The 16,502-nt window shown below is 31.4% G+C and carries 11 protein-coding genes; 2 read left to right on the top strand and 9 right to left on the bottom strand.

All coding sequences use genetic code 11. The features are described from left to right. Positions 1 to 106: 106 nt before the first annotated feature. The 6 genes from hisS to B8965_RS06735 all read right to left on the bottom strand — a co-directional run bounded on the left by hisS (position 107) and on the right by B8965_RS06735 (position 10,428). The gene (gene hisS, locus B8965_RS06760) at positions 107 to 1,270 is read right to left on the bottom strand and encodes a histidine--tRNA ligase (RefSeq protein WP_143334243.1); all 1,164 of its coding nucleotides are present in this window, start codon (positions 1,268 to 1,270) and stop codon (positions 107 to 109) included. Positions 1,271 to 1,319: 49 nt separating this feature from the next. After that, the gene (locus B8965_RS06755; protein WP_084053085.1) at positions 1,320 to 1,799 is read right to left on the bottom strand and encodes a DUF6530 family protein; all 480 of its coding nucleotides are present in this window, start codon (positions 1,797 to 1,799) and stop codon (positions 1,320 to 1,322) included. Between the two features lie 224 nt (positions 1,800 to 2,023). Beyond that, positions 2,024 to 4,618 carry a PEP/pyruvate-binding domain-containing protein gene (locus B8965_RS06750; RefSeq protein WP_084053084.1) on the bottom strand — a complete coding sequence of 865 codons (2,595 nt, stop codon included), beginning with the start codon at positions 4,616 to 4,618 and terminating at the stop codon, positions 2,024 to 2,026. A 127-nt stretch (positions 4,619 to 4,745) separates the two neighbouring features. Further along, a complete protein-coding gene (locus B8965_RS06745; RefSeq protein ID WP_084053083.1) occupies positions 4,746 to 5,927 on the bottom strand; it encodes a CynX/NimT family MFS transporter in 1,182 nt (393 codons plus the stop codon). 374 nt (positions 5,928 to 6,301) lie between these two features. Continuing rightward, positions 6,302 to 8,941: a DUF445 family protein gene (locus tag B8965_RS06740; protein WP_242941951.1), complete on the bottom strand. Its 2,640-nt coding sequence runs from the start codon at positions 8,939 to 8,941 to the stop codon at positions 6,302 to 6,304. Between the two features lie 8 nt (positions 8,942 to 8,949). Beyond that, positions 8,950 to 10,428 (bottom strand): DUF445 family protein, encoded by a 1,479-nt coding sequence (locus tag B8965_RS06735; protein WP_084053081.1) that lies wholly within the window; start codon positions 10,426 to 10,428, stop codon positions 8,950 to 8,952. A 147-nt stretch (positions 10,429 to 10,575) separates the two neighbouring features. Here B8965_RS06735 and B8965_RS06730 point away from each other — a divergent pair, with 147 nt between their 5' ends. Beyond that, positions 10,576 to 11,580, top strand: coding sequence for a linear amide C-N hydrolase (locus B8965_RS06730; protein ID WP_084053080.1), 1,005 nt, complete (start codon positions 10,576 to 10,578; stop codon positions 11,578 to 11,580). A 53-nt stretch (positions 11,581 to 11,633) separates the two neighbouring features. Here B8965_RS06730 and B8965_RS06725 read toward each other — a convergent pair whose 3' ends face one another. Further along, positions 11,634 to 12,836 (bottom strand): YbfB/YjiJ family MFS transporter, encoded by a 1,203-nt coding sequence (locus B8965_RS06725; protein WP_143334242.1) that lies wholly within the window; start codon positions 12,834 to 12,836, stop codon positions 11,634 to 11,636. A 39-nt stretch (positions 12,837 to 12,875) separates the two neighbouring features. Continuing rightward, positions 12,876 to 14,687 (bottom strand): MutS family DNA mismatch repair protein, encoded by a 1,812-nt coding sequence (locus tag B8965_RS06720; protein ID WP_084053079.1) that lies wholly within the window; start codon positions 14,685 to 14,687, stop codon positions 12,876 to 12,878. 224 nt (positions 14,688 to 14,911) lie between these two features. On the opposite strand from B8965_RS06720, the gene B8965_RS06715 reads away from it, so the two are divergent. Then, positions 14,912 to 16,015, top strand: coding sequence for an RtcB family protein (locus tag B8965_RS06715; RefSeq protein WP_084053078.1), 1,104 nt, complete (start codon positions 14,912 to 14,914; stop codon positions 16,013 to 16,015). Between the two features lie 80 nt (positions 16,016 to 16,095). Here B8965_RS06715 and B8965_RS06710 read toward each other — a convergent pair. Then, a partial coding sequence (locus tag B8965_RS06710) for an IS3 family transposase (RefSeq protein ID WP_143334241.1) occupies positions 16,096 to 16,502 on the bottom strand: 407 nt, incomplete at its 5' end.

Raw genomic sequence — 16,502 nt, 5'->3', positions numbered from 1 at the left:
ACTCCTAAATATAAAGCTAGACATGAATCTTTTGATTCGTATCTAGCTTTATGTAGAAAAATATTTTATTAATTATGGACGGTATTTATATAAACTTCTTTGTTGATTAGTCATTTAAGATTTTGACAATTTCGCCATAACCATTTTGCTCTATTTTCTTTAAGAGTTTACCTATTTTATTCTTATTTTTAACTCTATAAATACCGATAGTCTGATTTTCTTTATCCCCATGTTCCTCTAAATAAGCTAAAGCTTTACCTACATTTTCTTTATCATAAACTAGCGCGACTTTTTCTTTTACCTCAGCCTTTTTATGGTCAAGCTTTTTAAGAATTTCATATACACGCTCAAAACCAATTGAAAATCCCACAGCTGAAACTTTATCCTTTTGAAATTGACCAATCATGCCATCATACCTACCACCACCAGCGATAGCTAAGCCTAATTCATTATCTTTTATCTCAAAAATTATGCCTGTATAATAACCCATACCACGGATTAAAAAAGGATTGTATTTTATCTTAACGTCTTTTGCATCTTCAAAACTTTTCATTACAAACTGCAAATCTTCATTTTCACATTCAGATTCAAAACTTTTAAAGAGATTATCTATTTTCTCAGCTTCATAGCCTGCTTTCACTAATTCTTCTGTAACCTTTTCTTGTCCTATCTTGTCTATTTTATCCAAGATAATGCAAAAGCTCATGAACTTATCTTCTGTAAATCCAGCATTTAAATATTTTTCTTTTAAATATCTTCTATCATTGATTTCTATGGTGAAATCAGCAAATCCTAATTGTTTTAAGGCTCTGCTGGTAGCATAGATAAGTTCTATTTCAGCTGTTACTTCATCCTCCCCAATTATATCAATATCACATTGAATAAATTGTCTAAAACGTCCTTTTTGTGGTTTTTCAGCTCTAAATACATTACCTACTTGTACTACTTTAAATGGTACTTCTAAATTATTTTGATTATTTGCATAGTATCTTGCTAAAGGCAGGGTTAAATCATATCGCAAACCTAAATCTGCTAAGTTTTTACTTTCTAAATCTAACTTTTCTCCTCTTTTTAGAATTTTGAAAATCAAACTAAGGTTTTCTCCACCCTCGCTGCCTTCTAAGTTTTCTATGTTTTCAATTAAAGGAGTTTCAATTTGTTTAAAGCCTAATTTTTGGTAAGTTTTGAGTATTGTTTCTTTCATGTTTTCTCTTAACTCAACTTCTTCCGGAAGAAAATCTCTAGTTCCACGTGCTGTTTCTTTTATCATTTTGGCTACCATCCTTTATATTAAATATTGAATAATTACGCTTAAATAATTAATAACCCATTTCCTTTAATATTCTTGATAATGTACGCAGACGTTCTCCAATCATTTCGCCATCATCACTAAGTGCTTGACTAAATAATTTAATATCCTCATTTATCTTTGAATTATCTGTACATATTTCTACTGTCATGGCATCGCCCTGTAAACCCACTCTATCAATTATTGGGTCTTTTGGGTCATATAAGTTTTCATAACGATACGCATCTTGAAAATGAAGTTTTGTTCTGCAAACTAAAATTGCAAGATCTAATACACGGTGTAGGGGCAATTCCTCTGACTGTCTTGACCATTTTCCTCCTGTATGTCTCCATACTTTAGCTGAAATATCTACCTTTCCTCGATCATTCCACTGTGCTAACCCTAATGAAAGCCCTTTCGTATCAGAATTATAGGCATCCCTGCCATCAACATTTTCATAGTTTTCTGATACAATGACTGGTTTATGTTTTAAAGTAGTTGGTATTTTCATTTTATAACCTCCATCTATTTTTGCCAATTTCACGAACTTGCTATTCACTAGATGACTAATTTACTCGTTTACTAAATTACTAATTCAATAATTGAATTGTAATAAACTTTATCCGCTCAGTCAATGCCTAATTTAGATTTTTAAATGCCTTTAAATTTAGGCAAAAAAACAGGGATTTTTAATAATCCCTGCTGTCCTTAAACTAATAAATAACCTTTCCGACCCTATCTATATGTTTTTTTGCCAACTTCAATTATTCTAACTATTCCATTTGATCCATCCACTTCAAGCAAATCTCCATCTTTGATAATATCCATGATACCAAGCATTCCGCTTACACAAGGAATACCATATTCTCTAGCTATTATGCCTCCATGTTGAAGAGGTCCTCCTACTTCCATTATAACTCCTGCTGCATTTATGAAAATTGGTGTCCAGGATGGCTCCGTTGCTTTAGCTACTAATATTTCACCTGGATTTAAAGGTTTCTCATATGGCATTCTAAGTAACTTAGCCCTACCTCTTGCAATACCAGGGGCTATGGCAGTACCAAGCAAATCACCATCTTCAGCATTAATTTTTGGTTTAAATATTTTACCTCTACTATCAATTACAAGTGGCCAATCCTTGATATGGGCAACCTTTTTATAAGGAGCAAGATTTCTATCTCTTATAGCCTTAAGGTCAATCTTTTCATCCTTTTGAGCGTTAGTGATGTCTTTAGAATGAAGATCAAATATATGCCATTTATCATCAAGTATACCCTCTTGCACAAATTTTTCTCCGATTTCAAGGGCAATATCATGAAGTTTTGCACATATCATTACAATGACATATTTAGGATGCTCTCTATAACCAAAAGTTGCTTGATAAATTTCGGCTTGTTTTTCAAACTTTTTATCAAAACCCCCTTCTTTAGCTACCGCAAGTAATTTATTATAAGCTTCTTCTCTTTTTGTTTTTACATTTAAAATTTGACTATCCTTAATATTAATATTTATAAGTTTCTCATATAGCAATCTAGGATCTTCATATACCCTTTTAGAAGCAACATCTATCTCCATAAAGCCCCTTGCTCCAAACTTATTTAAATACTCTTCATAATCCTTCATAAATTCTATTGAATATGATTTTTCTTTAACTTTTACCAAAAATTCCTCTACAGATTTGGTTTTCTGAAAATCATCATAAGAAGCAAGTTTAAACAATAAATGACCCATTTGACTAGTTGGATTCCCTTCTAAATCCATGCCTAGTGCAATTACCAGTTTTTCTACATCCTTGCTTTTAAACATTCTCTTAATAGAAGCAAATGCGGACATACCAGCTATAGTTATTCCCATTTTATTCATTATAGTTTCAAGGTCTTTTATTGCAAGGTCAACTATTTCACTAAAACCTTTATCTGATTTCAGTATTTTAATATGAGAGAATATATTACTTGCTGTGCTATTATATTCGTTCACAACCTCTTTATAATCTGAGAACTTTGCTTTTATAGTAGAAGGTATCATGGGGAAAACCATTTTTAGCATACCAAATTTTAAATTCTTTAAATTTTCTGGTGTTTTTGCGGGTTTGTATTCTCTAGCTAAATCTATATCAGAAAATATTTTCTTTACATTGTCATCATATTTTTTTAAAAATTGTTTGGTTGCAAATAACCCCCAAGCAGCAATACAGTTAGAAACATTTATATACTGTCTGCCATGGAGAGCTGGCATAATTCCGTCTATAGAACTTGGCATAATATCACCTTTTAATTCATCCACAACTCTTGTCCATATTTCCATGCCTAATACAGACATACTTTCCGTAAAACCTTGGGTAAGTCCCATTACATCAATATAGATTTTCTTCATTTCTCCTGGTTTCGTTAAAAGTTCTGGAAATAAGGAAAGATATGTTGTAATAGGTCGTGATTGTAATAAGTATAATTTATTTTCTTCAAAAGCCCACTCTGTATCCATCGGCTTTTCATAATACCTTTCACATTTTTTAATAAGATCGGTTAGCTCGAAAATTTGCTCATCAGTAAGTGCCTGCTCATTGCAATTATTAGTATCTTTTTTAATAATTCCACCTTCACTTTTAATCCATAGTGCTGATTGTTTATCACCTATTCTTTTTTCAATAATTTCATTTTTAACACTATCTACTACATAGGTATCAGGGGTAACTATGCCTGATACTATACTTTCCCCAAGACCAAAAGATGCATTAATCATTACTTCATCATAGCTATTATTAGTAGGATTAAGGGAAAAACCTACACCACTTACATCTGAAGCAATTTGTCTCTGCACGATAACGGCTATCTGTGTATTTTCAAGGTTTACTTTATTTTTTCTTTTATACTCTATAACCCTAAAGTCAAAGCAAGAAGAAAATGCTGAAGCTATATTTTTTTCAAGTTCCTCTGCCTTTATGCCAAGAGAGGTTTCATACATACCTGCAAAACTAGTGCCTTCTAAATCTTCTTCAGGTGAAGAGGAACGTACAGCAAAAGGTATCCCTGTTTTAAAATTACTTAAAACCTTATCTAGTTCTAATTTTTGCCATTCATCAAATATTAACTTTCTCGCTTTTGATTTTACTATGTCACATTGCTGTCTTGTAACATTTAAAAGTAATTCAGACCATTCACTTGAACTTTTAATTTCCTTAAGCCAAGGACTAAAGAATTCTACAGATAAAACAAACCCTTCTGGAACAGGAAAACCTGCCCTTGAAGTTTCGATAAGTGCTTTTGCCTTGCCACCAACTACTGATAATGGGGGAATATCTTTATTTGTAAAAGGATAAATTTTTTTATTCATTTTTTTCTCCCCTTTTTCTTTAAATTACCTTTTTTCATGATAGTAGAAATTAATCTTAAATTATAGTTTTAAAAAAACTATTAGCATCTTAATAATAAATTCTTAGCCAATAGTTTTTGTATACCCTTTATTCACTTGTTAACTTATCATTTCCTGCAAACCATCCGCAAAATATTTGAAATAGAATTAATCCCATAAATATTACAATAGGTAAAGACCAGTTTTTAAACATATCATAAATAAAGCCCATGAAAATGGGTCCGATTGCAGCTAATAGATAACCAGCCGATTGGGCCATACCGGATAATTCTGATGCTCTCACTGAGTTTGGACTCCTTAAGGAAATAAATGCAATAGAAAGACTAATACTTCCTCCCTGACCTAGAGCCATTAAAATCATAGCTAATGGCATAAAAACTTCAGTCTGACCAAATAAAAATATCGTCATTCCACTTAGATAAAGGGAGCATACAAGCATTACAAGAGGTCTTTGATTACTTATTTTATCACACAGTATTGGAATTATTATTGTAGCTGGTATGGCGATAATTTGATAGATGAGTGCCATTGTTCCTGCAAAAGAATCAGACATACCTTTTGACATAACGATCGAAGGGAGCCAAGCAACTAAAGAATAGAATAATAAAGATTGTGTTCCCATAAATAAAGTAACCCACCATGCAAGTGGCGACTTCCAAATTGAACTAGATTTGTTTTCATTCCCAATTTTTGCATTTACATTAGCAGGTGACTTAATACTGAGCTGTGGTGACCAAATAATTATAGTCGCAATTGTTAAAATACCCCATATCGCAAGGGAATTATGCCACCCTAAATTTAAGCCTTTTGCAAGTGGTATGCTTACCCCTGCTCCAACTGCTGCAAATAGGCACATACTGGTAGTATAGATACTCGTTAGCATACCTACCTGTTTTGAAAATCTAAGTTTAATAATACTAGGAATTAAAACGTTTCCAATTGCTATTCCTATCCCAAGAAATAATGTTCCAATGAACAGCCCCCATACATTTGTATAAGACCGTATTAATATTCCAATAAAAATAAGTACAAGCCCTATAATCATAGTCCTTCCGTATTTAAGCTTTTGTGATAATCTCGCCACAAATGGTGAAACTACTGCAAATGCAAGTAAAGGCAAGGTGGTTATAAACCCTGCCATACTACTTGAGAGCAGGTATTCTGATTTTATCATTTCTATAACAGATCCTACCCCTGTAAGAGGTGCACGTAAATTAAATGAAATAAATACTATTCCTAAGATAATTAATATTTTGTCTTTTTTATTCATAGTTTCTCCTTCTTTCCTAAAATGTGTTAATCATTTAATATAACTCTATGACTTCTTACTAAAGAAGTCAATAAATAGCCTAATTGAAGGATTTTTTATGAATCTAGCTAAAACCAACCAGCAGGGGTAGGTGTATCACCAAATAAGCATCCCCAAACAATTCTATCATTAAACACAACCAAAATTACTTTCGATAAGAGTTGAAATAAAATGGACAATTCTTTGATTTTACATAGGTTGAGCGGGGGTATTAACGCAAAAAAAACACCTAACTTTTTTAGTTAGGTGCCCTCTAATAATTGCTTATATTTAATTATCCGAAACTATTTTTTCTTCTTTTCTTTTATTATTTATTTTATTCTTAAAGTGAGCTTTTAAATTAAATAAAAAGAAACTATGCTTATACCGTAGTGGAGACCAAATACTCCACCAAATAATCCATAACTCTCTAATTTACGGAAATATCCACCCGCAAAGGAATTAAATAAGTCCTCAATTTCTTCTGTTTGCATATTATTTACTTCTTTTTCTGTTACTTTTTCAAAGTCGATAGCCTGCAAAATATTATTAATATTATATTCTGCTGATTTTAGGATAGATTTTAAGACAACTTCTATTACAAAATCCTTGCTTTCACTTTCGCACGCATAATTCAAATCTAGCAGTAAATCTGGTATTATCTTTTGCTCTGCTAGGATTTGCTCTGCCATTTCCTCATTTTTAAGAAGATTTTGTATCACCATGTTTAAACCTTGATTTAATTCTGTAAAATCCATAAGTTTATTTAGATTTTTAGCTTTAATTTCATCTTTTAGTAGAGCCATAATAAACTTATTTACATTTTTCCTGGTAGCCTCACTCTCATAAAGGGATAAGGTGAGTTTTTGAGTAGCAGAAGCTATATCTTCATAAAGTATACCAGCTGTCATTTTATTTAAAGGTTTGTCCAATATTAGATCAGTAATTATTTTTAAAACTAAATTACTTGTAATATTGGTGATCTTTTCTTGTTTATGATAGATACTATTAGCTAATTCTTTTCTAAGTAACGCAATTTCTACCTCAAAGGCCTTAACTAAATCACTTAAATCTTCTATCCCTAATACATGGGTATACTTAGATAATTTTACCTCTAGCAAATAATCAAGTATGCCTGTGCTAATTATTTCAATTTGCTTTCCTACTTCTGGGTTATCTAAAAGATTATCAACCATACTTCGTACTTCTTGCTGCTTAAGATCAAGTTTTAAATCCCCTATTTCACTTTTTGCCACAACATTATTTATAAAACCTTCAAAAATTGTTCCTAACTCATAATTTTTTGTCTCTAAAAACTTCGGTAATTTTTTATCTGCTAAATTGCTAATAATTTGGTGGATAAGATCATCTCCACCTAGCATTTTATAACCTGCTTTTTCGAGAAATCCTAGATTATTTAGTGTTACATCAATAGCCATTTGTGCTATCTCATCTTTACTATCTTTTAATGAACCTTCTATTTCTTCGATTAAACCTTTAATAATATAGCTTCCATTATCATTAAGTACTTTAATTAAACTACCATCAAAGAGCTCCCCAATTTTTTTGTGAGAATCTATTTCTTTTAATAATTTTTCTTCGATTAACGTATAAATCTTTTCGTTTCCTTTAGCAGAGGTGATGCGTTCTTTAATATAGGTATTTAGTGTTTTATTTATTTTTAATTTTTGCTCTCTAGAAACTAATTCATTTAAGGATCTTTCTTGAACTTCCGTGAATTTATAAGAATAATCCTTTACTATTTTATTTACACTTTGTTCATCTTTTATAAATTCTAGTAGCTCCGTAACCTTTAAAGCTGTTTCTTTTTGTAGCGTGTTTTCTAGTTTTAGCTTTAAAAAATCAGGTAGTATTTCATTAATGGATGTTTCTGATTGTAAAAATTCATATATCTCTTTAGCTAATAAATCTGTACTATTTTTAACTTTTTCTAAAGTATTTTCACCTAATTCCTGCTCTATTTTAGCTAGATCGAAATCAGTAAGATCAAAGTCTTCTAGTTCTGCAAGAAATTTATTAGAAAGTACTTTTCCATTTTTGTCTAAATATATTCGAGTTGATTCAACTACCTCATTAAAAATTTTATCGGAAGATTTTAAAATTATTTCTTCTAACACTTGATAATTATCTCTTGAAAACTTTTCCTGTAAATTAGCTAAAATTATTTCTCTTTTTTCTGTAAATAATGAACTTACACTGTTTTTAGCCAGTAATTCCTTATCTACGAACTTTCCTAGGGATTTAGCAAATTTAGGTTTTTGTTTACTTATAACTCCTTGAACATTATAACCGAAGATTTTATGCGATTTATAGGGTTTAAATAACATTTGAATAGCGATAACATTAGTTAGATAACCTAATAAGGCAAATATAAGAAAGCTAGTACTATAACCTGCAAAGTTTGTCCCGAGGTTAAAATTATATAAAGAGGCTCCTACTATTCCCCCAAGGCCTGCACCTAAATATGTAATAGGCTTTAATTCTTTACCCATAAATTCTTCTATAATTTTTTGTATTTCTTCATCTTTTAAAGTTGATAAATTGGTGGCTACTGCTGTTTTAATATTATTTTGTAAAAGGAGATTTAAATTGTCCCGTAATACATTACTTACTAAAAATGTTGTTTTTTCTTCTATTTGTGAAATAGCATTTAATTTATCTAAACTAGTAGAAACCGGTGTACCCTTTAACCTAGTAAAGTTATCCTGAATTTTTAAAGATAACTTATCATTTATTAAGTGCATCATTTTATCTTTGTTAGCTGATTCTAAAAGTTCTCCTAAACTTTTTTCGTGTAAATACCCGTTAATACTTTCACCTAATTTAAGTTCTATTACCTGGTGGTTTTTTCTTGCTTTACTTAAAATATTTGCTTTAATTCTAGGCATGTTTTCAGCTAATTGATCTTTTTCATAAACCTCATTTAAAGACTGACTAATTAAATCTGTTGCCTTTTCACTAACCTTGTCCTGGATACTATTTGTTAATTTAGAAGTATAGAAAAATTTTGTAGTAACTTCTTTTTTACTTTTTTTCGCAATGCTTCTTCGAGGTTTTTACTGAAATTAAGATCTACTATGTCACCTAAATTAGTATAAAGTAGCTGTTCAAAGATATTATCAGGTACATTATCCAGCTGCTTATTGATATTCATTTCAATCAAACTAGATAGTTTATCCGGATTTAAAATTCCTTTTGCTTCTAGATTTTTGATCATGCTAGATACATTAGTTTTTTGTAAATAATTTATGACCTCCCGCGATACTTTATTACTTAAGCTAATTAGGTCAGTATTTGACTCTAAATGACTAATAATATTCGCCACCAAATCATACTTTTCTGCGACATTTTGCAAAAAGGAACCTCTAATAGTTTTAAGAATAGCTCCTTTAATTTCTCCTGCTTCTTCAATAGTTTCATCAATGGCATCTTCAATTAAGTTTTCTAATTCAGTTTTGTTCTTTTGTACCCAGCTCATTATTTCCTGCACTATTATCGGTAATTTATCAATTAAAAAACCTTCTAAATTATTCTTTAAATCTGCTGAAAGAAGATTTAAGATCGGACTATTCGTATTTCTTAAAAAAGAAAAAATCTGCTCGCTAAAGCTATTTATTATTATTCTACCTTCCGTAGAGTTAATAAGATTTTTAATTTCTTCTAATAAGGTTTTGGATAGCTTTTGTCCGTTTTCTGAGCCAAAAAAATAAATTAAATCTTTATTTTTAAGCTCATTTTCTAATTTTTCTACTATCTGCGTGAGTTTTAATTCCTGAAAAAGAGAGTTAATAACATTATCAATTTCCAAGTCAAAATTATTCTCTATTTCCAGGTGTAAATCTCTAGTATTTGTTTTAAAGTTAGTTATAATAGTCTGGAAAACATTCTGATCAATCAAATCGCTTAATTTTTCTTTATTTTTTTCTACATAAAGTTCTTCTATCGTCTTTTCTAGAAAATCTCCGCTCTCCAAAGTAGTTAAAATAGAAGTATATAAACTATTACTTACATATTCAATTTGCTCACTTGTGATTAAATCTTTCATTTCTACATTTTTAATAATTATTTCTACTAAAGGAATTAATTTTAGGGCTAAATTTTCATCTAAATAATTGATTATATTTTGAGTGCTTTTTTCAAAAGCAGGTATATCACCAAAATCAAGATTATTAGTATTTTGGTAAAGTGATTTATGTAAAAAATCTACAACAAAGCCCTCTAAGCCTTTTGTAAAATCTTCTTTTAATAATTGATCTTGTAAGGTTTTTTCGTTAATTATGTTGTTTTCGACTAAGGAACTCACATTCTCTGTAAATTCTTTTCTCGTCTTAACAACTACACCACCTAATTTAAATTTACCTACGCCATACTCTTTAAATAACATATTAATGGCTAGGGAATTGGTTATATATCCAGTCCATGCCCCTGTTAAAATTTTACCTAGTAACATAGTTAATGACATAATGCTCCTCCTTATGATTCTATGCTAGTTGTTAATAGCTCTATAACTAGTATAACTAATATTTTTTGATTAATATACATTTTTACTGGGCAATAAATACACAAAACTAATACTCTTACATATATTTTATAAAAGGAGGTATATCACATGTGTACATCAATAACACTACAAACTCAGCAAAGGGAAACATTTTTTGGCAGAACCATGGATTTTTCCTATGATATTCAACCTGAAATCTACATTATTCCCAATGATTATATCTGGAATAACAGTTTAAATATGAGACAGCAGTTTCGCGATTATTACAGTTTTATAGGAATAGGGCAAGAGCTTGATGGGATTCTTGCTTTTTTTGATGGCGTCAATGAAAAAGGATTTGCAGCAGCAGCTTTATATTTTCCAGGTTATGTGCAATATGATGTCAATTTGTCTTATCCAACCTCTGTGCCTGTAGCCTCATTTGATTTTCTCCATTATATTTTAGGGAGATGTTCTTCAATAAATGATTTAAAAAAGGTACTAAATAATATATCTATTGTAGGCATGACTGATCCTGTGACAAATACAGTAGCACCCCTGCACTGGATTGTCACAGATAAAAGTGGAAAATGTGTAGTCATCGAACTAACAGACAGGGGTTTGGAACTTTTTGATAATCCCCTTGGTGTTATGACCAATAGTCCAGATTTTAAGTGGCATATGACTAATCTCAGAAATTACATGGAAACATCCCCTGAGCAGACTGAAGAAGCAATCTGGGAAAATATACGCTTAACACCATTTGGTCAGGGAGGTGGAAGTGCTGCTCTTCCAGGAGGATATACATCTCCAGAACGTTTTGTAAGAACTGCCTATTTGAAAACTCATTTACCAACACCAAAAAACAGAGCCGAAGCAATCATGTCATGTTTTCATGTTATGGAAAGCGTCTCTATCCCGAGGGGGGCTGTATTATCCAGTCGCGGTACTTATGATTATACTAAATATACTGCTTTTCTCAATACTAATACCTGTGAATATTTTTTTACAACCTATGATAACATGCAGATTAAAACAGCTAGTCTTTTTAATAATCAAAATCCAGCAAAAGAGCTTACTAGCTTAGGTAAACTAAATCGACCGATTCTTTTTGAGGAAATAATAAAAGGATAGTACTTTTAACATTTAATAAATAGGATCATTTAAATAAAAATTGCCTGTAAGATTTAGTTCTTACAGGCGTTTGATACTTGATCATATTTAATTCCTTTTAAAAGTAACACCGCTCCCAGGAATACTACACTAGCAGCAGATATCAAAGCAGAATTAAAGCTTTGAGTATAAGATGAAAGGATTCCTGCAATTGTGGGTCCTATCATTTGACCAACTGCATAAATAGCTGTAAGATAACCAATGATCAGGCTGCTATTGGTTGGATTCATTTGCCGTGCTAAGGTTGTAGCGAGTGTTGTAATTCCCATGAATGTAGCACCAAATAATAATGCACTTATAATTAAACTAGTTTGTGATAACCAAAAGACAGGTAGGATAATTCCAATGGATTGCAACGTCATTGAAAGCACTAAAGATTTAATAAATCCCCATTTCTTCGCAAGTGTTGACCAGATAATACACGATGGAATTGCTCCTAATCCAACAACCATCCACACAAATGTGGAGTCACTGCTAAAGGTAGAGGTCTTTTCAGCAATAGATACAATAAATGTACCTGTTACGATATAACCTAACCCTTCTAATCCATAGGCAACAACTAACCAAGGAAGCCATTTAAGGGGCGGTACTTGTGCAACAACTATTTGCTTATTCTTACTTATAATAGTATTTGGAGAATCTTTAAGCCATAGCCAAACAAAAATAGTAAGAATTACGCTTAAAATTGCTAGTCCTATCCATACACCTTCCCACCCAAATAAATGATTTAATCTTGGAATAAAAAGTGTCGAGCAAAAGATTCCAAGCCCAACCCCTGCATAAAAAAAACCTGACCAATTAGTTTTGCTTGTAATAGCTAGTTTATCTAATACAATACTAGAAGCTAACACAAAAATGAACGCACTTGCCATTCCTGAAATAAAACGAAGTACAAGCATTACAAGATAAGAGTGAGAAATCCCCATTCCAAACGTCGTTAAAATACTGGTTAACAGACTTGCCCTTAAATAAAATGTTTTATGCTTTTTTAAAGGAAGCTTTCCTGCTAAAATTGCACCAATGAAATATCCTGCGTAATTAGTAGAAGCGAGATAGCCCGCCACTATATCCGAAAACGAAAGATCATTTTGCATTAGTGGGAGAATGGGAGTATATGCAAATCTTCCTATACCCATTGCAATCATTAATGAAAAAACTCCCCCAATTAAAAAACGCAAAGAATGATTATGCAAAACCTTCTCGATCTTTACCGTCATTTAAACCTCCTTATCAGTAACAATTTACATTTCCTTAAATTACCCATCAATCCCTACCATTTTAATTAAATACATAGCATTTCTAGTTGTGGAGATTCCCTGCTTTAATTTATAGTCGAAATATATTTGATTATTTTTATAATACTCTTCGAAATGGTAATTTCTAACCCTTTTATTACTTTCTTTTTCTAGTACTTCTAATTCTAAGTCATGAGTTGATACTAATCCTATTGCATTATTTTCTAGTAAGTTCTTGATTAAAATCTTGGCTCCTTCGTGTCTATCATGTGAATTTGTCCCTTTAAAGACTTCATCTAATAGAAAAAACACGTTCTGGTTTTTAGAAGCATCTACAATTTCTTTTATTCTAAGAAGTTCAGCATAAAATGAGGATGTATTCTTTTCAAGATTATCGCTTACCCTCATACAAGTGTAAATATTAAATAGGCTGCAGTTGAATTCTTTAGCACAGACAGGCGCCCCAGCGTAGGCCAAAACTAGATTAATCCCTGCTGTTCTTAAATATGTGCTCTTGCCCGACATATTCGAACCTGTGATTAATAAGACCTTGGTTAAATCGTCAATTTTTAAGTCATTGCATACTCGGGACTCCCCTAATAAAGGGTGCCCTAGATCCTTTGCTGTAAAATGGTATGGTTTATCTTCTATTATAGGAGTGGACCAGCTAGGGTTGTCATATCTAATATTAGAAAGGCTTGATAATGCCTCAAATTCTCCTATAGTTTCTAGCCAATTCCTAATTTTACCTCCTGAATTTTTCTTCCATAATTCTAAAGAAATCATACATTGGTAATCCCAAAGGATAAGGATATTGATTATTATAAAAGCTAAATTACTTCGATTAGAAATATTATCTGTAATCTTTTCCAGTTTTTTTATCTGCTTGGATGCTGTAGACTTATCAGAATTTATTAACTTATTTTTTAGTTCTAACAGGTAACCGGACTTGAAGTTTTCTCCTTCTATTTGCGATAACATTTTACTATATGCCTTAATTCTTTCTTTATAGGTATAAACTAAATTTAAATTTTTTGATCTTTCTTTATTCTTAAATACAGATATAAAAGCTTGCATACTTAAGGCTAATAACGGAATTTGATAGGGAACTATATTTACTAAATAAAGTAAAATGAAAATTATGCTGATTACAGGGAGTAGACTAACTCCAAAGATTAACCATGGTTTTGTATAGTTTTCATTTTTTGTTTCCACAAATTTGTATAAACCCTCAATCAAATTGTTTTTTCTTTTATAAGATTTCTCTGAGATCATCATACCTTCAGTCATAAAGCTTTGGCGCCAATCTAATTTAGTACTTACTTCCTTAATAGCTTCTTGCCTTGTAATGATCTGATCCTTGCTTTCACAGGGATGAGTAAGATATTTACTTAATGTCTGCCGCCCCATAGCTGTTGTAGTAGTATTAATATATTGAAATAATGAACCTTGCCCAAAAATATCAAGATCACTGGAAAAACTATGACTATCATCCTTAAATTCTATACCAGTATCTTTAAAGCTCTTCCAATCTCCCTTTAAACGGATGAGAGCATCCTCATTAATTGAATGTAATGCACAGGAATATTCATACTCACGCTTTACCTTATTATGCCTAACCACCAAGTATGTAAATAATACTAGATATATGGGTAATATATAGTTAATAGGGATGTAGTTTTTCGTCATGTATAAAAACATGATATTTACAATCCCAGCTAAAGCAATAATTAATCTTAAACTACTAAGTTTATTAATTTTTGCACTTTGCCCTTTTAATAAATCCAGATATTTGGCTTTCTTTTTTTTATAGATATCTTCTGGGTTTTTCATTTTTGACCCTCCATTTTAATTTTTAGTTCATAGATCATAGTTTATAGTTTATAGTTCGGTAAACCAGCTTTATGATAGGGTTTTTATGTTTCTTTAAAATATGAAGTAATTTTATGTTCATGAGCCTTTATAGTACTCCTCTTAATCAATTATAATAGATATTAATACTTTTTGGTAATATTATCTAAACTATTAAAATTTACACATAAGTTGAGGTGGCTTGTATGGAATTAAAAGGGGAATACGGTTCTGCTATAGTTTTTTCTGATAATCTAGAAGACGGAGCAAAATCTCAAATATTAGACCTCTTAAATCAAGATTTTATCAAGGATTCAACTGTAAGAATAATGCCAGATGTTCACGAAGGCATGGGTTGTGTGATTGGTTTTACTGCTGATATGGGGGATAAAGTAATTCCAAACATTGTTGGAGTTGATATTGGCTGCGGGATGCTTACGGTAGAACTTGGTGATGTAGATATAGACTTTCAAAAATTAGATTTGATAATATCTCATAAAATCCCGTCTGGAAGAAATGTTCATGAAAGTAGAAAGTATAAATTTGACAAACTACAAGAATTACATGTATTTCGAGAATTAAACGATACCAGAAGAATGGAAAGAAGTATAGGTAGCCTTGGTGGCGGTAACCATTTTATTGAGATTGGGGTGGATAGCAAAAATCATAAATATTTAATAGTTCATTCTGGAAGTAGAAATTTAGGAACACAAGTAGCTAGATTATATCAAAACCTTGCTATTGATTTATGTAGTAGTCTAAAACCACATTATCCCAAAAACCTATGTTATTTAACTGGGCAATACAGAGAAAAATACCTTCACGATATGAAAATATGTCAAGAATATGCAGTTTTTAATAGAGAAATAATGGCAAATATTATCCTGTCAAACTTATTTAAGAAAAACTTAAATGAATTTTCCTATTTTCAAACAATCCATAATTATATAAACTTTAAAGATAATATCATTAGAAAAGGGGCTATCTCAGCTTACGAAGGGGAAAAGGTCTTGATACCCTTAAATATGAAAGATGGTTCTATACTCGGAATAGGTAAGGGAAACCGTGACTGGAACTATTCTGCTCCTCATGGTGCTGGAAGACTTTTAAGTAGGACTGAGGCAAAACAAAGATTAAATCTTGATGATTTCAAGGAATCCATGAAGGGTATATATTCTACTTCGGTTAATAAAAAAACCTTAGATGAAAGCCCAGCTGCTTATAAGCCTATCAAAGATATAATTAATGCTATCACTGAAACTGTAGATATAATAGACATAATCAAGCCTATATATAATTTTAAAGCTTAAAAAAAGGCATCTACAAAGTTTGAGGTGACCCCTAAAAGTTAGACTTTATTAGCGAGACAGTTTCGGCTGCCTCGCTATTTTTATGCAGCCTGAAGACTAAGTCTGTATTGCACTGGACTTAGCCATCCAAGTTTCTCTTTAATTCTCTTTTCGTTATAGTAATTTATGTATCGTTCAATTTCCGACTTCAATTCCTCATAGCTGTAATAGACGACACCATAGTAAATCTCTTGTTTAAGCAGTCCAAAGAAGTTCTCCATAACGGAATTATCATAGCAGTTACCTTTTCTAGACATACTTTGAAAAATACGTTCTTCCTTAAGCCGGTTAGAGTATGCTCTCATCTGGTAAGCCCATCCTTGATCTGAATGGAATGTTCGGCGATAAGGACAATCTGAGGTTATTTTAATGGCCTTATCTAGTGCATCCATTACGCTCTTGGCCGTAGGACGCTTAGCAATACCATAACTAATAATTTCACCATTAC

It is taken from the genome of Desulfonispora thiosulfatigenes DSM 11270, from assembly GCF_900176035.1.
GTDB lineage: Bacteria > Bacillota > Peptococcia > Peptococcales > Desulfonisporaceae > Desulfonispora > Desulfonispora thiosulfatigenes.
The sequence above is the reverse complement of the archived record's forward strand: the minus strand, read 5'-3'. Positions and strand labels throughout refer to the sequence as shown.